The sequence below is a fragment of the Nocardia albiluteola genome (assembly GCF_018860155.1).
GTDB lineage: Bacteria > Actinomycetota > Actinomycetes > Mycobacteriales > Mycobacteriaceae > Nocardia > Nocardia albiluteola.
Genome location: NZ_JAHKNI010000001.1, coordinates 740,383 through 763,839, shown reverse-complemented (window position 1 = coordinate 763,839; position 23,457 = coordinate 740,383). Strand labels below are relative to the sequence as shown.

Here is a 23,457-nt window from a genome sequence, read left to right as displayed (position 1 = left end):
ATCACCGTCGTGCACGCGTCCGCCTCGGCCGTCGACAACACCACTGCGGACCTGCCGTCGGCGGACCCCGACCTGGACGCGGCCATCGCCGCGTCCCTGGCCGACCTCAAAACGCCCGCCGCGCCGGTCCAGGACGACGACCCCGAGCTGGCCGCGGCCATAGCCGCATCCCTGGCCGAGCTCGAGCCCCCGACCACCTCGTCCCACGACCCCGAGGCCGCCGTCGCCGTCACCGCATCCTCCGCCGCGGCGCACACCGCCCCGGCGGAGGGCGAACAGGTCATCGACGAACTACCGACTCTCACCGATCCGGTAGTCCAGCACGACCGAACCCGAACCACCGGTCTCCCCACCGAATCGTCCGCGAGCACACCCATCGACAACCCGCTGTCCGACGGGCAATCGGTCCACAGCACCGAGGAGGGCGAGCAGACCACACCGGCCGCCGAACTCGTATCGCCGCAGATCCGGCCGCCCGAGCACATCGAACAGTTCGACGACACGTCGGACGACGAGCCCGTCTCGCCGACGACCGGGCACGTCGACCAGTTCGACATGGGCGACGAAGCCCTGTCCCCGCCGTTCGAACCGCGGCCGCTGGGCGATGCCCCCTCGCCCATCGGCACGTCCCGGCGCAACCGCCCACCGGCCTTCCACGACGACGAGTCGCCCTACGGCGAGCCGGTCTACGACACCGACGACGATCGGGAACTTCCCCCGCCGACAACCGGACGTCCGCAACAGCTCGCGCAGCACGATGACGGGTTCGAGGTCCAGGAGGTCTTCGGTACCCAACCCCCGCGTCGTGGCACCGGAACCTCCTCGCCGACCGGCACCCCCCGGTTGGCGCCCCTCCGGTACCACGAGACGTCCTTCTACGACGACGCATCCGCCGACAGCGAATCGGTCTACAGCACCGACGGCATGAAACCGGCCGCATCGAGCGAACCGGCCGTCGCCGCCCCGCATGGGACCGACGTCCCGCACTCCGACCTGACCGATGTCCAAGCCCCGCACATCACCGAAACCGGCACGGAGAACCAACCTCTCACTCTGAACGCGATCCTGGCCGAACTGCGCCGCGACGACAGCGACGAATCGATCTACAGCCAGGAGGACCACGAACCGGCTCACACCGCCGAATCGCAGAACCAGCCCCAGCTGCCGCTCGTACCGAGCGGCAGCCACACAGAATCGACGCGCGGACCGGGCCCGAGAGTGCGCTGGGCGGACAATCTGCCGACGCGGCGCCAGGCGACACAGCGATCCTTCCCCCTGGTTACCGATACCTCGCGCATCGCCGACCCCACCGCGCCGCTCGGCCCCCGCGATCAAATCCGGCCGACCGAACCGGCGACATCCGAGGACTCGAGCAGCACCGACGCCGCCTCCACATCGCAAACCCGGCCGAGCGACGGCACCGCACCCCGCACGTTCGAGGACATCCCGCGCCTAGCGCCGCGGACCTGGGATGGCGGGGTCACCCACACCCGTGGCACCTCCGGTGGCGTGCGCGCACGCCTGCGGCGCCTGGTCGACCGCCTGCGAGGCCGTGAGACAACCCCCGATTCGACTGCCGGAACTCCCCGGACGACCCCGCGGCCCACAGCAACCGGCCGCAGCCGCAACATCTTCCGGCTATCAGTTCTCCGACCACACAGCAGCACAACAACTTCCACCCCGCGACGCGACCCGAGCACCGCCCACGACGGCGCCACCGCGCACGCGACCGTCACAAACTCAACGCGCGCAACGGAACTGCCTCACACCGACGCCGGAACCGACTGCGTCGTCGACGCGCTCACCGGCATCAAGAGTGACACCAAGAGCTCCGCGATCCGGCTGCCGAAACGTTCCTCGGCCCTGCCGGGCCGCACGAGGCGGGAACTCGAGAAGGCCGCCGGCGGGAAGCTCCGCGGCTACCCCGACATCCACCGCATCGCCCGGCAACTCGACCTCCTCGGCCCCGGGGCACAGGCGCTGGTCGTCGCCGTACACAACACCCCCAACGCGAACGGCGTCGGCGCGCACGCGTACCGCATGTTCGTCGACGAGGACGGCCTCGTCGTCGTCCACGACGCCGCCGACCCCACCCACACCCTCCCCGGACAACGCACCGCCGCCAGCGTCCACGCCATCCTCTACACCCCCACCGGCAAGATCGCGCGCCCCGTCCGTCTCCGCGGCGAAGACGTCCCCGAATTCCCGTCGGGCACCCGCATCGGCGCGCTCTCGAATTCGGCGCAAGCAGCCGAAACCACGCCTACCCGAGACGAATCGGACGAGAGCGACGACCACGACAGCGACGAGGACGCCGACGACGAGGACTACAGCGACGAATCGGACGACGACGCACGCACCGTCATCCCGGCCACCGAATCCGCATCCACCCGCGGCGAATCGGCTCCCGCCGCCCCCGCGCAGCCCACCGCCGGTCCCGAGTTCAGCGATCGGTTCCGGTACTTCATCGACGAGGACGGCCGCCCCCACTACTGGGAGCCCGCCACCGATCTCTACTACGCCCCCTCCCCCGAGGGACCCACCGATCCGATCCGGATCAGCGACCGCGCGGCCTTCCGGGCCACCTACGACAACACACAACCGATCCCCCGAAGCGAACTGCACGAGGATACGGACACCGAGTCCGAGTCCGTCTACCACGACGCCGACGATCCGTACACGCTCCTGGCCGAGGCGGCCGAGAGATTCGGCGCCGGTAGGGAATACACCGACGACCCCGAATCACAGGACCTGCTGAACCGGCTGCACCGGGCCTTCGATTCGGTCGATTTCGCCGGGATCGAGGACGCCGGGCTGGAGGCGCTGACCCACATCCCGAGGGCCGAGATCGAGCGGCTGCTCTCCCTGGAGCGCCACGGCGACAACGAAACAACGGACCGCACCGCGAATCCGGAGACATCGGACGCGGTGCGGGCCGAGGCGGCCCGGCTGCAACGCGAGCTGAACGAGGCCTACCTCCGCGACCACAGCGACTCGGACGATGAGGAGTACAGCTTCGACGGGGACCAGCAACGGACCTTCCCCGCCACCGGCGAACTCACCCTGGATCCGGCCATCGAGCGCGGGGACCGGCCCGAGGATCGGCACGCGGACATCCTGTCCTCCGACGATGAAAGCCTGTACCTCGACGCGCTGTACGGAGACAGCGATATCGACTCGCCGACGATCTCCGTGGAGGATCCCGAGGGCCGTCGCAGGACGATCGAGGACGACGCTTCCCGCCCGACGATACCGACGGATTCGACTGCGGGCCAGTCCGATTCGTCCACACCGAAATCCGGCTCGCCCGATCTGGAACCCGAATCACCCAGGCGCCCGACCGATCCGTCCGCGCTGAGTCCCGAATCACCCAGGCGCAGCACCGAGTCACCGACGCGCGGATCCGACCCGAAGACGCCGGGCAGGCCCCGGGCAAGCTCCAGGGCGTCCAGGCTGTCCGTGGACTCCAGGCTCTCCAGGGACTCCCGGCAGACCGAGGTGTCCAGGGCCAGCACGCCGCCGGTCCTGGAGACCCAGAAGGACGATCATCCCTCGGACGTCGAGCCGGAATTCTCCGACAGCGTCGAGGATTCGGACGATCCCACCGCGGATCCGCAATCGAGCAAACGGCGGGGCAAGCGCAAGGCCGACCCGTCGGGCCATGCCCGCACCGACAGCAGGTCGTCCCGGTCCACCGCCTCCTCGGCGAAGGATTCGGCGAAGCCGAAGTCGCCTGTCGACAGCGACTCCGGGCATCGCCGGTCGGGCAGCAAGTCCACCGTATCCTCAGGTGCAACAAGCGATTTCATCCCCCCGGTCCGGGAATTCGGCACCCAGCGCGACGGCACCAAGGACCTGCTGCACATCGAGCCGATTCCGGAGTCGACGATCCGGTGGCTGCGCAATCAGGTCATCACCAGGCTGGAACGCACCCGGGGCCCGGACCCGAAGTTCCGCGCCGAGGTCGAGAAGAAGCTGACCTCGCGCATGACCTCCGGGGAATGGGCCAGCCTGCTGAGCGAATCGGGCCTGCCCCTGAACGTGAAATACCGTGGGCGGCAGTATCCGATCTCGGTGCGCCTGAACCTGAACCTGCGCGGACCGTCCGCCGAGCCCATCGAGCGGGTGGGCGACGATCTGCCGGTGAGCCTGCAGCGGTGGTCGTACGGCGTGTCCGAGGTCGGCGATACCGCCAGCGCCCGCAACCAGCGGTCCCTGTCGTATGCGTACGCCTACCAGCGGAGTGTGGACAAGGGCAAGTTCCTCACGGCGGGCGTGGGGCTGCAGGGCAACCTGACCCACCAGCAGTTGTCGACCGCCTCGAGCGTCTTCTCGACGGTGCAGTCGATCGTCAAGAAGCGCAGCACCGGCCCCTCGCTGCCCTTCGACTACGAGATGGAGTGGGAGCTACGGGTCAACGACCCGGACGATGTGCTGTCGCCGCGCGTACTGAACGATCGCTGGCTCTACATCGGCGGGCACACGCCGCGCCCCGCGCCCGGCGCCGCGGCCGTGCCGGACCATGTACGGGCCTGGTTCCCGAAGTACATGGCCGAGGCCACCGAGCTGCCGACGGTCGACGAGGACGATCCGGCCACCGTTCCCCCCGGGTTCCACCGCGACCCGGCCGACCCGGAACCGCATATCTCCCTCGAGGAGGTACCACTCCAGGGTGTGCTCGACATCCCGCACCACGACCGGATTTTCGCCGATCTGATGGCCGGGTTCCGCAGGCGCATCCGGGGCGCCTCCGGGGCCTCGGTGGAGGCGCTGCGCGAATTCATGAGCGAGGGCAATTTCCGCAGCAACATCCCGATGATGCACGGCGGTTCGGTGGCCTCGCCGACCCTGTACACGAATTCCGGTAAGGCGCTGGGGCACTTCCAGTTCGAGATCGTCGACTTCAACGGCGGGGACACCCTCACCGGGCCGACCATGAAGGGTGGTTCCCGGCTCGAGTCGAATGTGCTGCGGTCGTTGCGCACCCAGAACAGCAGCACGGTCACCAGCTCGCTCGGCGGCTCCCTCGGGCCCACCTTCGGTTTTGGAAAGGGTAAGGCCGACAAGGAGACCGGCTACGCACCGGTCGGCGGGACGATCAACCCCTTCCGCTTCGGGATGTCCCATCAGAACTCCCATTCACTGAACTACGGCGGCCGGGCCTACACCTCGCGCGCCCTGCGCCTGGTCCACGATCTGCTGCACACCACACCCACCATGAGGCTGCGGGTGACGTTCGTGCGCCCGGACGGGCGGGCCGTCGGACCACGGGCCAGGACGCCGCTGTCCGGTGGGAACGACTATCCAGTCAACATGCTGGTGCCGCCGAAAAGCGCCATGGGCCACGCGCCCACCGAGCGGCGGTACCTGCCCTCCGAGCTCCTGCACCTGAAGGATCTCGGGTTGATGACCACCCCGCTGCAGGTCAAGGTCCCGCCGAGAATGTTCGCCCGGCTCGAGCACGTCCTGCACACCGAGGGGTTCCTCCCGCCCCGGGTCGACACGCCGGGCCTGCTGGATTCCGCGACGCAGAACGCCACCGACACGCAGCGGCTGAACAATGTCCGCAAGCTCGAGCAGCTCCGCAGCCGGATGGGCCTGCTGTCGACCGCGGACGAGATGGTCCAGGGCGAGATCGACGACGACGGGAAGATCACCGGCGGCACCGAGATCACCTTCGTCAAGCCCACCCCGACCGGTAATCAGCGCATCACCGTCAGCCTCCTGGCCCTGCGCCGCTACGCCTCGGAGAAGGATCCGCACCAGGGCGTCTCCCACGATTGGACGCTCCCGCAGATCCAGACGATGAACTACACGGGCGCGGTCATGCCCGGCGGCGAGTCGGACTCGAAGACGCCGCGCGCGTGGAACCTCGGCGCCAGCGGCTCGGTGACCAATCCGTTCAGCGAGCCGCACAGCGAGGGCCTGTCGAGTTTCGCTCCGTCCTATACCTATTCGAGCAGCCACACGTCGAGCAGCGAGTACGACACGGGCTTCGGCGAGGAGAACTACACCTTCAGCCCCGGCCCGAAGAGCACCCAGCCCGGCAATCAGATCTTCACCGTGCCGACCGATCTGTGGATGAACATCGACCACAGCCACGGCGACAACCCCGCCCCGATACACGATGCGGGCACCCTGCACCTGGCCGTCCCGACGTATCTCACCACCACCGAGAAGCGCAATACGCCGCCACCGCCGCCACCCACCGTCCGCGATATCGACCCGAACGACGCCACCGACCGGGACATCCAGCGCCTCGCGGTACCCGGCCTCGGCAGCTCGCTCGAGGACGGGGTGCTGAAACTCCCGCTGTCCGCCGTGGTGGCCCGCCACAACCCGAGCAAGACGCTCATCAAGGTCGTGAACGACCTCATCCGGCACAGCGAACTGGAGGCCGCGGCCGCCAGGACCGACTCGGCGAGCGACGATTCCGACCAGGACGACGCCGACCTGACCGAGAACGAGGATCCCGCGGGCTCCTTCGCCATGCGGCCGCCCCGGAACCGGCCGCGCCCCACCACTACCACCGGTACCGAGGATCCGGCCGGCCCCAGAATCGTCCTCACCAGCCCTGGGGGCGAGGAGCACGACATCGCCCCGCCGGAGTTCCCCGCGGTCACCCGCAGCAATTCCCCGGACAGCGGCACCGACTCGTCGTCGTCGGGCCCCTCCCTGCACAGCGACCGCGCCAGCGACGGCGCTTCCGACGCGGGCTGGGCCGACATCGGCAAGGCCCTCGCGAAGGGCGCGGCACACTGGGTGGTCGATCAGGGCACCGGTGCCGGTAAGTGGGTGTGGCGCACCAACTTCGGCGAGCCAACCGCGAATCCGGAGTCGATGGGCCACTCCATCGTGCAGACCTCCCTGTCGACGCATCACATGAGTTCCTATGCGCCGCTGATCTTCCGCGACTCCTACAAGTTCGAGGTCGAAACCCCCGGCTCGCTCGCCGGTACCGATTACACCGTCGAGATCAAGGGCTATCTCGACGACGTGGAGGTGCTGGATCCGGCGGCGATCGACACCGAGCACTGGCTGGAATCGAGCAACGCCTCGTCGCAGACCGAGACCGATCAGCACGGACACCAGACCAGCGGCAGCCTCGGCGGCCGCTACGGCGAGAAGGCCGATCACAGCTTCAATCCGATCGGCTCGTACCAGCACAACCGGTCCACCGCGACGCACATCACCAACTCAGATACGACCGATACCCTCAGGGTCACCTCGGATTACGGCGGCAATGTCCACCGGCTCCGCGCGCGGGGGCACTACCTGGTCACGGTGAAGTCGGGCACCCGCAACGTCGCCACCGCCCTGGTCCCCGGGAAGCTCGCCCGCGGCATGCACCTGCGCGACAGTCGCTCCCGCATGGTCGACGCGCCGGAGGCCATGGAGATCTTCCTGACCGACAACGACCTGCACGCCAATCCCGATCTGCTGGAACAGGTTCAGCGGGCCTACACCGCGCGCGGCATCACTGCCAAGATCGCCGAGGAGCAGCCCGCGAACCGCAAGCTGTCCACGGCGTTCTTCGACAAGAAGAACCCCGACAAGGAGAACCTGATCGATTTCGGCGCCGCCACCGAGGTCGAATTCGAGGACGGCCGCGATGCCTACGAGAACACCGTCCGAGAACTGGTGGAGCGGTTGGCCCCCGGCGCCACCCAGGTCGAATCGGCCAACTACCGCCCCGGCCCGCTGCAGCGCATCAACCAGCAGACCACCAGCTTCGGCACCCGCACCCTCCCCAACGCCGGCTCCAAGGGCAAGACCTCGATCCATTTCGTCCACCGCCATCCGGTGTGGGGTCCGCGCCTGATCGAGATCAATTTCAACGTCAAGCCCCACCCCGACGTCCAGCTCAAGGACGTGCGCGGCAAAGTGGTCCCCGCCACCGCGGCCCTGGACAACGTGTTCGGCCACGCCCTGGGCACCAGCACCGGCACGAGCCGCTCCAGCGGGCACCAGCTGAGCTTCAACCCGACAGGGCAGGACAACGGCGAGCGGCCCTCGGCGACCATCAACATTCAGCGCACGGGCACCCACAGCGATTCCCTCACCACCAGCAGCGATCGCCGCGCCTGGGAGCGCAGCAACGACGGCGTCGAATTCCAGTTCCGCACACTGCATTCGGTCGAGGTCAACTGGCGCCCCTGGACCGAGTCGCTGTCGACCTACGTGCTGGACAAGATCGGCACCGCGGCCGGCGCCCCCCTCTCCGCGGCCGGGAAATTGCTCGTGCGGGCCGGGCGGTACATGAACGTCCTGCCGGAACTGGATCCCGACGAGCTGCCGGAGCCGCCCGTCCACACCGAGCGCGATACCTTGAACTCGTTGTCGCGCTTCCGTTTGCACAGCGCCAACGCACCCGCCGAGTCCGAGTCGGATACGGGTTCGGAATCCGATCCGTCCGAAGTCTTCGACGACACTTCCGACGCGAGTTCCGACAGCGAGTCCGAGCCCGATCTCGGTCCCTCCCACACCAGGCCGGACACCTATCGCACCGACCCCACCATCCCGGTCCCGCCGCCCCCGCCCGGCAGCGTCGCCGTCGACATGCGATCGCCCGATGCGCAGCACGCACAGAATCTGCTCACCGGGCCGGTGTGGCGGCCCACGCGACCGATCGCGATCTACGACTTCGAGGGCCTGCCCGAGTTCGGCCGGGCGCTGCTGGCCGTGGACCCCTCGCTGCGCGACAACAACCAGACCCGCAGCTTCGAGGGCATGGGCGTGCGCCTGACCACGCTGGCCGAGAGCGGCGCGGACACCCCCCTGGGCCCGGAGAGCACCGCCCCGTTCCTGAACCTGGATGACACCACCGATCTGCCGACCCCGCAACGGCATCCACGCGGCGCCCGGGTCACCGAGACCTCGGTCCAGCTCACGCTGCACTCGCCGCGTATCGAGCAGACCAGCTCGACCATCGCGATCGACCGCTTCGAGTTCACCAACAGCAGCGTGCAGACCCACGCCGACAACACGATCGCGATCAACCCGACCTTCGGGCTCAACTCGCCCTACACCGAGGACGGCGACCACCGCGGCACCCCCACCATCCCGCTCGGCGGCCAGGTCGCCGGGCACGGCAGCACCGCGAACCTCGCCAGCGTCCGGCGCAACCTGTTGCGCTGGGGCACGCCGGCTTTGAACGCCGACGGCGAGGGCGCGGTCGGGCATCGCGTGCGCGCGGTCGCGCTGCTGCGGGTCACCGGACCCAGGGGCACCGTCTGGGTCTCCGGCGACGTGGTCCTGCGCACGACCGAGGACAACCTCCCGCTGTCCCCCGACTTCCCCGAGCCCGATCGGGAGGCGCCCGCGCCGAAGACTCCGAAGCCGGTCAGCGACCCAGCCAAACCCAAGGCGCCCGAAACCAAACCCAAGACGGCGGACGATACGGCGGCCAAGGCGAAGGCGGACGCCGAGGCCAAGGCTGATAAGGCCAAGGCGGACAAGGCCAAAGCCGATAAGGCCAAGGCAGACGCCGAGGCAGCAGCCAAGGCGAAGGCCGACGCCGAGGCCAGGGCCAAGGCAGACGCTGAGGCCAGGGCCAAGGCCGATAAAGCCAAGGCAGACGCAGACGCAGAGGCAGAGGCAGCAGCTAAGGCGAAAGCGACGGCGAAGAACGAAGATTCGGACTCGGACTTGTCGGACTCGGACGAGGAGGCCGCGCCCGTCACACCGAAGCCCAAGGCCAAGACGGGCACCGACGCGGCCAAAGCGAAAGCTACAGCAAAGGCCGACGACTCGGACTCGGACTCTAACTCGGACTCGGACGACGAAACCTCCCCTGTCACACCGAAACCCAAGCCCAAGCCGAAGGTCGTCGACGAGAGCGAGAGCGAGGACGAAGACCCCGCGCCAATCGCGCCCAAGCCACGCGCCTCGTCGTCCGCGGGCAGCGTCGAGACCGTCCTGCACAAACCGGCCGACACCGCCGGGAAACCGGTCACCGACCCGAGCCGTCCCGTGTCTACGGAGGAAACCCCCGCCGAGGACACGGTCGAACAACTCCGTCGCACGAAGCAGCAGCCCGGCGCCGACGACCGGGTGAAGCAATGGCAGCAGGACATGCTCGATGCCCTGAAGCAGGACGGCGAAGCCTCGGACGAGGATTCGGACGACGAGGCCGAGCACCGGGACCTCTCGGTGGACAAGCCCCCCACCCCGCCCGCGGACATCTACCGACCCCCGTCGTCCGACGGGTCCGCCGAGACCGTCGTGCCCGCATCCAAGTCCACACCCGCACCGGCGGGCGCGGCCGACGCCGAAACGACGACATCGCCCAAGGGCAAGGGGAAGAGCACCTCGCCCGCGAGCTCCGTCGGGTCCACCGGCACCACCCGCCGCATCCCCCGGGACGACGAGTCGGCCCATCTTTCCGACGACGAGCTGCCGCCCCCGCCCGCCCGGCAACCCGCCGCCAACGTGCGGCAGCGCGGCCCCCGATACGACTCGATCAGGGACGTCGCCCCGCCGGCGGGCCACGTCTGGGAATCCATGCCCCTCGACGGCGACTGCTACTTCTCCACCCTCGAACGCATCATCCACCGCAACGATCCGCCCGCCACACTCCGCGAACTCCACGATCGCATCCGCGACCTTCGCGACCAGGTCGCCGACGAGTTCGTCGCCAACGCCGACGACTATTTCGAACAGTTCGAATCGATCGTCGCCGCCGCCGAACGCACGTCCACCGGACGGGCCTTCCGCAACCTCGATCGTCGCGAAGTCAGGGCACTGATCCAGGCGCGCCGCAACGGCCGACTCCGAGCCGCCTTCAACCAGCAGGTCGAGGACATTCGCACCCTCGGTATCTGGGAGAACGCGATCAGCCATCTCGTCCCCACCGCCAGCGCTCCCGTCCTCGACCGCCGGAACCTCCTGGTCAGCCTCCGGACCACCCTGCACGGCGGGGCCGCCGACACGATCCTCGGGCCGGAGACCTTCGCGTCCGCCGACGCCGCGGTCCTGCTCCACGAGGACCACTTCTACCTCGCCGTGCCCCGGATACACCCGCCCGCCAGGAACTGGGACGAACTCGCCGACCTCCTCGGCCCCGACCCCCTGCGGCACACCTCCGAGTCCCTCACCCAGACCCCCGACGCCACCGATCGGGTCATCGCGTTCGGCGACCGCACGGGCGCCCGTTACCTCTGGCTGCCGCCCGCCGACGCGGCCTCCGACGGCGAATTGCGCGACGCCACAGATAATCCCGTCACCCTCACCATCGACGACCTCCTCACCGACCCCGCCATCACCGATATCCGCACACCCAATCCGACCCCGCTCGCCCCATTCGGCAGCCGTCACACCGGGACCACGGACACTGCCGGATCCGGTGATCAGCAGCAGATCCCAACCTCCCGTACAACCCAGCACACCCCATCCGGTGAACGCCCCAGCGGCACAACGAACACCACCGAATCCGGCGATCAGCAGCAGACCCCGACCCCCGATACAACCCAGCACACCCCGCCCGGTGAACACCCCAGCGGCACAACGAACACCACCGAATCCGGCGATCAGCAGCAGACCCCGCGGACCGAACCGGCTGCACACGACAGCGACAGTGACAGTGACAACGAGAGCGACAACGACGAGACCTCCTCGACGGCGTCGGACGATGCCCCGGCGCTCCCCTCCTTCCAGGAGACCGGCCCACAGGGCGAGAGGGTCGGCGTATTCGAGCCCGAGGTCTTCCGCCGGTCCTTCACCGGCGGCATATACCGACCCGGCACTCGAATCTATGGTTTCTCGCCCCGCGGAATAGTTCGGCTGACGGCGACCGAGGACGGGTACACCAGGCGCGACCAGTCCAACGACCTCTCCGTCCACGACAGGCCGTCGTACAGCCTGCAGGAAGCCCGGGAGTTCGTGGGCGGACTCGTCGAGAACGGCGAACTCACCTCGATCGTGGTCCGCATGCCGGGCGCCGCCCGCCCCGGGCCCGACGAGCAATTGACCAATACCGCTCTGGCACAACGGCTGCAGCAACGCAACGACTTCCTCACCGGCACGCAATTCCGGTTCTCGGGCGGCCAGGCCGCCCTGATGGCGGACGGCAACGTCGCGCTCCGCCCACCGGGGAGCGCGGCGACCGACACGATCACCGTCACCCGGGCCGACTTCATCAACCGCCTGTCCCAGAGCCGGACACCGTTCTCCGTCGATATCACCCACCCGGGCCCGCCCCATTGGCGCCGCGTCCACACCGCCGGCCAGGACCCGGTGACCACGACGCTGGCCGCCGTGCACAACGCCAACCCGAGCCAGCTTCGCACCCACGTGGCCGGTCGCCTGGAGACCGATCTGAATGCCCATCGCCGTGCCAACCTCGCGCCGGGCTCGAGCCGCTTCGTCGAGCGCATCGGCTCCGATGTCTTCGACGCCGCACAGTCCGTCCATCGCGCCGGGGTCCACCGGCTCATGCAGGGCACCACCCCGGCCAGTGCCGCCGACGTTCGCCAACATGCCGCTCAGTTCGAGAACACGCAGTCCCGGATGCGCGCCGACCAGGCTCAGCGGGTGATCGATGCGCTGCGCGCCGGAACCGCCACCGACACCCATGTGGCCGGACGCCACGCCATCGACTTCACGCTCTTCGCCGCCGCGAACATCACGCGTACGAATGTCGTTGTCATGCATGGTGACCGGATACAGGGTCAGATCCTGACCAACCCCGGCCAACCGATCCTGTTCCTCCGGCGCAACGATGACGGCAGCTACGACGTCGGAACCACCGCCCCGCAGAACGGTAGTTTGTTCGCAGGCTCGATTCCCGCCGCGGACGTACCGACCGCCGCGTCCCAGCAACCGCGCCCCCGGACCGCCCCACCCCCATCGGCCGAACCGGCCACCGCCCCGCCGCCCGGCCCCAGCCCCACCGTGTCTCCCCGCCCCACCGCGGTACAGCCGGCTACCGTCACCGGCCGATCGGTGCCGACCGGCCTGGAGCAGGCCGGCATCGGACATGTCGGCGGGGACGGCGTCCGGGTATTCGATACCGACGCAGCGGGTTTGAACTTCGGCGAGACCGTTCTGAACAACTGGCCCGAGCTCACCGCGCCGCAGCAGAACGCGATATTCGCCTACGACCAGATGCCGATCGCCAATATCCTGCTCCGGCGCGGCGAACAGCAGATGCAGCAGTATCTCGATCGATTCCGCCACCAGGCCGCCGCCCTGGACCTGCTGTCGGAACTGACCGGATCCGAGCGGCCGTCGATGGCCGATCTGACGCCGTTCCGTGGGGCCGGCGAGGACGCCCTACCCGCGACGATCCAGGACCCCGTCCGCCGCACCCGGACCAGCCTGGTGCTCCGCGCGATCTTCGACAGCCCGCGCCCGGAGGGCGTGCTGCACCAGATACTCACCGACGCCGACTTCAATATCGCCGTCACGACCCACTTCCAGCGCTATTTCGGCACCACACCGAGCCTCGACGCCCTCGACCACGAGATCGAACTCCTCGACGAGGCGACCGAGCGGCCGCTGCCGCTCACCGAGGATGTCCGTGTCGTGCGCGGCCTGGATAGCATCGGATTCCTGCGCGACCGGAACGGGGACCCCCTGGGGAACGGCGACCCGTCCCGGCTCGTGGGAACGGTGCAAGAGGAGCGCGGCTACCTGTCGACCTCGGTCAGCCGCGACCCAATCGCCATTCCGGGCGGCCTTCGATACAACTACCGGCTCAATCTCACCGTGCCCGTCGGGGCCCACGGCCTCTGGGTCGGACTGCTCGGACACGACAGGGTCATACCGAATGTCGCCGAACTCCTGCTGCCGCGCGGCACCCGCTACCACATCACCGGCGTAACCCGGGACCCGTCGACCGGCATGGTCACCCTCGACGCCCGTGTCCTGCCGCCCGGCGGCCGCCGCCCCGAATCCCCGGAACCGGCCGAGAGCCCCGAACCGCCGCAGCGACGGTCCCCCGACCGCGACCGATCGGGCTCCCCGCATCGGGAGACGGACGCGGGCACCTCCGGCGGGAGCCGATCGCAGACGCCCGACGCGTCCGCCGGAACGAGGGACCCGACCCGGCCGCGCACCGGCACGACGACCCCGCCGACCGGACATCGGGGCACGTCCGACACCGCCCCCGGCGACCGGCCGGGTACAGGTTCCCCCACGCCGGTGCATCCCGCGAGAAACGCCTTCGGTGAGCAGCCGCCGCGAACCACACCCGCGCACGCCTCCCCACCGGCCTCCGACGGCAGCACATCTCACGCACCGGTCTCCCGCCCCGCGCCGGAGGAACGCATCGGCGCCAGCCCGGCGGAGACCACGGACGTCGAACACCTCAACCAATGTGCCCCCTTGACGCTGGCCGAACTCAAGACCCGCACCCACAGCCCCGTGGTCAAGACGATCGACGAGCCCACGCCCCTCTCCGGCGTCACCCGCAGCCGGGTCGTCTATGCCGCCGGAGCACGCCCACGGCGCTACGACGACCACCTCACCGTCGCCGACATTCTCGATGAACTCGGTCCCGGCCACATCGCTATGGTGTTCGACACCTACACCAGCCGGGACCAGCACGGCGTCGGCGCACACACCTATCTGATGGTCAACGACAACGACGACATCACCGTCGTGGACCGCGGACAAGGTGTCGAGCACGGCTACCCGCCGCGGCCGCTGCGAGATCTCGCCAAGACCGAGGCGATCTTCTACACCCCCGACGGCCACCCGATCGAACTGCTGACCAGCCCCCGTCACGACGTCACCAACCAGGGCGTCATCGGCCCCGACGGCGTGCGCCGTTTCCCCGACAACGTCGCGGGCGCCAACTTCGGCTTCTTCGGCCTGCGCGACTGGGACGAGCGCCCCGCCCACGAACGCGCCGCGCTGCTGGCGTGGGAGCAGGGAGCGTTCGTCAACTCGATGCTGCGGCGCAACCCGCAGGGCACCATGACCGCCCAGGAGCACGCCGACCTCTACCACCGATCCCGCCGCAGCGCCGAACTCGTCCAAGCACTCACCGGCCCCGGCAACACCGTGCCGACCGCCGCCGACCTCGTCCAGCAGCGCAACGACCTGACCTCTAACTACCAGGGCACCCGCAGCCAGCAACGACACCTGGCGCTGCTCGACCAGGCCCTGCCCGACCTGAACGGACCACACCCGGGCACCGCCTGGAACCAAATCCAAGTCCAGGCCCAGTATTTCCACGACGTGGACGGGATCTATCGCGGGTTCCTCGGCGAGCCCTACGGGCCCGACACCATCCCCCGTCACATCGACGTACTCGACCAGGCCACCTCGACCCCGCTACCGCTGACCGAGCCCATCGTCGCGGTCCGCAGTTTCCGGAACATGAACTTCCTGGCCATCGACGGACAGGGCACCAGATATCAGGGCGGCGACCTCTCCGCCGTCATCGGCGTCCCCCAGCACGAACGCGCCTTCCTGTCCCTGACCCTAGGCGCCGATGTCGCCCCCGGATTCGTCCAGGAGCCCTTCCGCCTGGCCCTCACGCTTCCCCCCGGCACCCGAGGCGCCTACATCGGCCAAGACGGCAGCGTCCCGGTGCAACTGGAAATCCTGCTCCCCCGACACCCCGACTACCACATCACCCACATCACCCGAGACCCCGACGGAATCACGGTCCTGCACGGCATCGTCGACAGCACCCCCGAACACATCGCCGAGGCGCGTGTCGGAGGCGCCGGCCAGTCGACCGAGCAGGCCGCCGCTCGGCCGCCGACTCATAACATCCAGAGGTTCGGCCCCTCGGCAACCAAGCAGACCACCGTGATCGAGCCCGACTCACTGCCGGTCAAGGCCATCTTCAGAAAATCGGTATTCCCGCAGCGAGTCACGATCACACCCGCCGAATCGCCGAGTCAGGTCTTCACCATTCCGCCCGTCCAGAACCGGCATACCCTCGCGATCGCCCCGTCGGGAGAGCGGCGAACCGTCGAGATCGAATCCATTCTGCCGGACCTGCCGACGGCGATCGTGCCGATCGATCTCACGAAGATAACGGCGCAGGGATGTCGGCCGGTATGGCGAAATGAACTGGACTGGCAAAATCCGGAAAACTACATGTTCCGATACGATAGCCGAGGGCCGGAGGAGATCCACGAGCGCGGTTTCGAGCCGTACCTCATGAGCCCCGTTCCCGTCTACGACGGCGGATTCGACCTCAGCGATCATATGACGCTCGGCAGGGGCGCGACCACCTTCATTTCGACCACCACGGCGAGCCCGTTCCGGCCGGGTTTCCGCTGGGCCGGAAAATGGGTGTACGCAATCAGCGCCCCCGGCGGTTTCGATATCGCGGCGAGCGAGGGTTTCAGTGGCCATCAAAGTGAAATCACTTTTCCGGGCGGTATTGATAAGCGCTTCATTGTCGGCGCCTACAAGGTAGAAATAGTCGGGTGGGGCAGGAGGGGAGCCAGAACGGCCATCAAGAAGGAAAGTTTTGTTCCCAACCCGCACTTCTACGGAAACACTCCGGAAGGCGCCGATGACATTCATGCCACCGACGGGGAGGCGCGCCCGGTGCACCCCGCGCATGCGGACACCGTCCGGATCGACGGCAGCGCCGCACACGTCACCGCCACGGCCCCGGCGCATTCCACCGCGCGGCAGGACACCGCCGAGACCCCACCCGACTGCGTCGTCGACGCGCTCACCGCGATCGCCCACGATCTGCCCGGCGCCCCGATCGAGATACCACAGCAGGCCGCCGAACTCCCCGGCCGTTCGAGGCAGGAGGCCGAACAGGCTGCGGGCGGCGAACTCCTCGGATACTCCGACCACGACCGCATCGCCGAACAACTCCGACGTCTCGGCCCCGGGGCGCAGGCCCTGGTCGTCGGCGTGCACCCGGCCGTCGGCACGAACGGCATCGGCGCGCACGCCTACCGAATGATCAACCGGGACAACACCATCGTCGTCGACGACGCGGCCGATCCCGCCCACACGGTGCCCGGCCAACGCCCGACGGCGAGCGTCCACGCCGTCCTCTACGATCCCACCGGCGCGACCGCCCGTCCCACCCGTGCCTCCGGCGAGACGATCCCCGAATTCCCGGCCGACATCCGCATCGGCGCACCGACCGACGTACCCGCCGACGCCCATCCCCACGAGCCCGCCCCGCCCTCGCGCTCTCGCGTGCCGGACCGCTGGGAGCCGGTCGCCGCCGATCGGGATCCGCTGTTCGCCGCGATGACCCGAATCTGGAACCTGACCGAGCCGGACATCCGCCAACGCCTCGACTCGTTCCTGGGCGGGACCGAGCGAGAAGAACAACGCCGACGCAGGCGCCCGGACTACGACCGCCGGAACGGGGCGATCGACGACCCGGAATGGGATCGGGAGCAGGCGCGACGACAGGAATTCGACCGGCAGCTGGCATACCGGAGAGGCCTGCTGGCCCCTAACGATCCGTCGACACCGCACATCCCCTCGGACGCGACCGCCACTACCAACCTGCTGCAGCTGGCCGGTGAGGCATTCGGCAGGAACGTGGTATTCACGCACCCGGATGGACGGACCACCGAGATCATCGGCAAACCGACCAAACCTTTGGTGTTCCTGCGCGGCACGGCGAAGGGCGACTACGAGATCGGCCTCACCCACGTCGGGGGCCTGTTCATGGCCTCAGGTCAGCTCGGCATGTCCACCCGGCTCAGCTCCCCCCTCGCGCGAGTGCCCCGCGATCGGATTCCACCGCCGCGGGACCGGGTGCTGTCCACCACGCACACCCCGCTGCTCAGCGGTGCGACACTGCAGAAGAAGTACATCGGCGAGGACGGACCCGTCATCCCGATCGAGACCGGCGTCGACACCGTCCCCGGCAAGAAAAAGGGTCGCCGCCCGGTGGCTCCCACCCCGGTGCGGCGCATGGACGCCGAGGAACTCGAGGCCCATCGGCTCTTCATCGGCGAGGACGGCAGGCTCTACCGGGCCGCCGACGGCCGGCTGTTCGACACCAGGCAGATCACCTCCACCCGCCGCGACGGCGACGGCCTGGCCATGTTCGTTATGGACGAATTCGGCAACCTCTATGCCTCCGAACCCGAAATCGACGGACTGCACCACTCGTCGTTCCTGCGCGGCCCGTGGGTGACCGCGGCCGGCGAGATCGAGGTCCGCGACGGCCTGCTGGTCGCGATGACCGACACCAGCGGACACTTCCTGCCACGCCCGGAGGTCAACGATTACGCGCTGGATTGGCTGCGGCGCCAGGGTCTCGCGGTCAGCGACAGATTCGTCCGGCGCGCCTTCAACGACCAGCCGCGTGAGCGGTCCGACGAACTCGACCGCCAGCGCACCGAGGTCACCCACCGCCAGATCCTGCTCGACGCCGCCGACCAGGCGCTGGCCCGCCAGGAGAGCGCACTCGGCGCATCATCTTCCCGCGAGGCCGTGCGGGCCGAACGCGACAGCCTGGAACGACGACGGGCCGAGCTGAACCGCTGGCGCGAAGGCCTTGCCGCCGAACAGCTCCAGCCGGACCTGAAGGACCAGCTCTACGCGCTCCCGACTCCGACCGGACCGCACGACCGCATGAGCGTCCCGCAGGCGCCGCGGGGGTTCGACGACGCGGGCTTCACCGCACCGCAACGGGCGGCGTGGTGGCACGAGCACGGCCGTTCATGGTGGGACGCACTGCATTTCGAGCAGATATCACCCGGGTACCAGGCAACCCTGCTCACCGACCACCCGGGACTGCGCAACGGCGAGGGCATCCCCGCCGATGTGCGAGATATCTTGAACCGCAGGCATATCCAGCTGGAGATCGCCCGCCTGGCCGCCGCTACCGACCCGACGCCGGACGATCTGCGGCAGTCGCAGAACCTGAAAACTACGCTGGCCGACCTGCACGCCGCGGAACTCGAGGCCGCAATCGCCGCCCGGCACAACGGCATCGACACACCCCCCGTGCGTCTACTCTCCTTCCACCAGGCCACGCCCGGCCGTCGCGCCGGCGCGACCATCGCATTCGGGCCCGTGGACACCGCGGCGACGGTGCACTGGCATGCCTCACAGAACACCGCGAGCGACTCGACGGGCCACGTGATCACCGAGGCTGCCACGCGGCACGCGCACACCGCTGCGACACAACCGAATCACGCGACGGTGGCATGGATCGACCATGAGGCCCAGGAACAGCCGGAGCCATCCTGGTCGCTCGGCCGCATATTCCGCGGCCGCGGCGAACCCGACCGGCTCGGCACGGCGATCTCGGCATTCGCCGCCACGCGCCGCCCCGGCGAGAACGACGCCGAACCGGCGCGGATTCAGCTGTTCGCGCCCGAATCGCTGGCGAAATCCGCGATACCGCACGTTGACTCATCTCTTGTCACGGTTCACGGAAACCACCAGGTGCACCCGGCCGCGTCGGTCGCGGAAACCCCACAGGCACACGATGTTTCGCCGGACGCGACAACCGGCGAGCCGGTCCTGTCCGGCACCGCGCGACCGTATGCGCAGACGCTGGGCTCGATGCTGGCCGGGCAAGGACCGATCGACTTCGCCCGTGTCCTAACGCTGCTGCGCCACGCGAACACCGCGCGAGACCCGCGCCCGCTCGACGAAGCGTTCGCGGCCGGGCACGACCGGCCGCTGCGGGATGCGGTCCGGCAGGCGGTACAGCAGAAGCGGCTGCACCCGGCCCAGGAACAGCGGATGGCTCGGCTGATGGGCTGGCAGCCGAAGCAGACGCTCCCCGCCGACGCGCCCGCCCCGCCCCGCGCGGCGGCACGACCGAACCAGGCGCCGGAGGATCTGCCGGAGGTGCGCGACTACGTCCAGGCGATTCGATCCGCCACCAGCACCGAAGGCGTGCTGGCCCTGGTGGAGCAGCTGGACCGCAACCCGCGCAGGTTGTGGGCGGTACGGGACGCGTACACGGCGCAGACCGACGGCCGCGACCTGGCGCGGGACCTGCACACCGCGCTACCGGACGACAAGGACTACATCGACCACGTACTCGCCGAACCACCGGCGGAATCCACGGCCTGGAATCCCGGCAGCGAGCCGGCGCCGGTCGAGTGGGATACGGCACTGGGATGGTTCGAGCACATCCGGAACATGAGCTTCGAACACTGGACCGGCGACCACCCGCTGCCCCACGCCTACATCGACACCGGGTGCGTCCAGATGGCGCATCACGTTACGCTGGAACTGATCCGGCTGGGCACGCAGCCCCGCAAGATCCTCGTCAACGGCGAGGACATCCTGATGACGCAGCACCTGCCGGACGGCTGGACCAATCGGCTCGCGTGGCGCCACCATGTCGCCAATCTCGTATACACCCGCGACCAGGACGGTCACGCCGACTGGATGGTCTGGGATCCGTCGGTCGCCCGCGAACCGGTGACCGCGCGAGAGTGGCTGGCGGCCATACGCATCGACGCCGATACCGCGGAACGCCTCGAGGGGCCGGTCGAGGACGTCACCGACACCTTCGGCAGACGCCGCGCCGAGGACGTCGCCAACGACCGGATCCTGGAGCGGTGGAGGCCCGGCGGCTATCTGCGCGATCCGACCGTGGTCGTCACGGATGCGCACGCGATGGCCCTGGCGCCGGGCCGGCTGCTACCGCCCGACCGAGATCAGCAGGTACACCATTCGAAGACACTGCGGGAGCTCGACCGGGCGCTGGCGAGCGACGACAGCGATAAGCGCCTGCTGGAAAACCTGAACATCATCGCGCGCCGGAAACTCGGCGGCGAGGTCTCCGATGCCGTGGACGACTATCTCCGCACCCACGAGGCCGAGGGCACAACACCCGACGAGGACGAGATCCTCGACATCGTCTGGTCGCTGCTCAGGGGCAACCCGGCGAGGGTGGGATTGCTGGAGGACAGTCCCGGACTCCTGGCGCAACTGCGAACGCAGCTGCGCACCCGGTTCGATGCCCTCATCGCGGGAACCCGGGCCTCGGACTCGGACGACGAATACGCCTCGCAACTCGCCACGATCCTGGGCGGCACCGGCCCGATCGACTTCCGTGCGCTGCTGGACAATCTGCGCCACGCGACAGCGCAACGCGACAGCGCCTTCGTGGAGGCCGCCTACCAGGCGGGCTATGAGAACCGGACGGACGGCGCCATGCGGTTGGACGACGCGGTGCGCCAGGCCCGCCGCGCGGACCGGTTGACGAGCCCTCAGGTGTCCCGGATCGCGCGACTGATGGGCTGGGCGCCCGATGCCGAGCCTCCCGCCGCCCTGACCCCGCCCCGGACCGACGTTCCGCCGGGCGAGCACCCAGAGGATCTGCCGGAGGTGCGAAACTACGCGAATGCGGTGTGGAAGTACGTCGATTCCCGCCGACCCGACGCCGCGCTCGCGCTGGTCACGCGGCTGGACCGGGATCCGCAGCGGCTGTGGGCCGTTCAGGGTGCCTACCGGCGGGCGTCCGGCGGACGCGAACTGATCGCGGACCTGCGCGACGCGCTCCCCGGCGAGCACGACTACATCGACCACGTCTTCGCCGAGCCGCCCGCGACGCTCCTGGCCTGGGCATCCGATGCCGCACCGACGCCGGTCCAGGAGGAGAAGACGACCGAGTGGATCCGCGCGCTGCACCGCGGAACGTTCGAGGGTCCGACCGGTGACCTGCCGTTGTCCTCGCTCGAGGTCGGATCGCCCGAACGGGCGCAGCGAATCGCCTCGGCGCTGACCCGCCTGGGCACCCATCCCCGCAAGATCATCATCACGGGCCCGGACATGCGGGTGAACGCGCGGATTCCGGGCATGGCGCAGCGCCAGGTGCCACTCCGGCAGTACGTCGGAATCCTCGTGCACACGGTCGAATTCGGCGTGCCCGGCTGGCAGGTGCTGGATCCCGCGCTGAGCAACTCGCCGATCGGCCTGCAGGAGTTGCTGATATCGCTGAACATGCCGGACATCCCCGCGGACAGGCAACTTCGGGGTCCCGCGCCGGAGATCACAGAGTCGCTCGCCGAACTGCACATGCGGGATCCGTCGCGATGGACGCCCGAGGGCGATCCGCTCGATCCGATGATCGTGACCACGGACGCCAACCCGACGCGCACCCATACCCCGATGTTCACGATCGACACCGAGCGATGGCGGCCGCTACGGGCCGACGCGTCGAACCCCGCCCTCGAGGACGCCTTCGTCATACGGCCGCCGGACACCCCGGACGGGCAGCCCGCGATCGGCCGCGGCACCCACAGCGGCACCCGGCAGATCGTGCGATACGACCTCGACACCACACCGGACGAATGGAAGTTCCGGCTCCGCGTCCACCTGAAACCCGGTGCCGGAGCGACGAAGTCGACGCTGGCCGAGATCATCTCGAAGGCGGCCGACGCCAACCGGGGCATCAATCGGGACATCGACGAGTCCGGCCTGACGCTGCCCGGCACCGACGCGACGATGTCGTCGAGGGTGGAGTTCGTCGACGACCCGGCCACCGCGCACCTGGTGGTGGAGGCCATGCCGGGGCTGCCGAGCCAGGACGAGCCGATGAATCAGCTCCGCTGGTTCGCCGGGGCGGCACCGGACAAGTTCAAACACGAGATCCTGCACACGTACGGTCCGCAGGACGGGTACCGGCTCCCGCGCGGCCTGCTGCGCCCGACCGGCCCGAACGCGCAGGCGCAGCCCGACGATGTGATGGGCGCGATGAACAACGACGGCCCATTCCGGGTCCTGGACCACCACCTGGCCCAGATCGTCGACGTAGCGGCCCCATACCTGCCCGCCGACCCGGCCGTCCCGCGCCCCGCGCCACCCGCCCGGCAGTCCTCGCCCGACCACCACCCCCAGCACGAGTTCGACCTGCCGCCGGAGGTCAACCAGGACCTGCTCGTGCCGGAGGACCGGGGCCAGGTCGTCGAGTCCGAACCCGGCGCCATCGTCTATCACACCACCGAGCTCGGCCCGGACACGGCGTTCAACACCGGCATTCCACCCAAGAACCCGGCCGATCCCCTAACCATCCACAGCCATGTCAGCACCACCGGAAAATCACAGTTCGTATCGACGTCGCTGGACTCGACCTACAAGCACAAGCACTACCGCTACAAATACAAGATCCGCTCCACGACCTCCGGTATCGACGTCGCCAAAACCTTTGCCCTGCAGAGACACAAGTACGTCTTCAACTGGGAGAAGGAGGTCGCCTTCACCGAGACCATCCCCAATACGGACATCGTCGAGGTCTACGACCTCGAGACCAAGCAAACAATCCCCAACCCCAACTATCGGCCGCCCGTCCCCGAGGTACCGCCCGGCGAAGCCCTCGCGGACAACGCCCCAGCTGAGGCGCCGCCCGACGAGCAGGAAGTCCTCGCGGAGGGCGAGCAGGCCGAGGAGCCGCCGAACGAACCCGCGCAGTCCCTCGAAGAGCCCGGCGCAGAACACGAATCCGCCGAGCCTGCCGCACACGGCTCCGAAACCGACGGCGGGCTCGGCGAATCCTCCTCGGAGGCATCGGATGTCGCCCCGGGCGTCCCCTAA

At 68.9% G+C, this 23,457-nt stretch carries 1 protein-coding gene (only partly in view); it reads left to right on the top strand.

What is annotated here, in order from left to right; translation table 11 throughout:
• Positions 1-23,457 carry the 3' end of a scabin-related ADP-ribosyltransferase gene (locus KO481_RS03520; RefSeq protein ID WP_215915429.1) on the top strand. The gene continues 35,220 nt to the left of window position 1, outside the view, so only the last 23,457 of its 58,677 coding nucleotides appear in the window; the start codon falls outside the window, past its left edge; it ends in the stop codon at positions 23,455-23,457.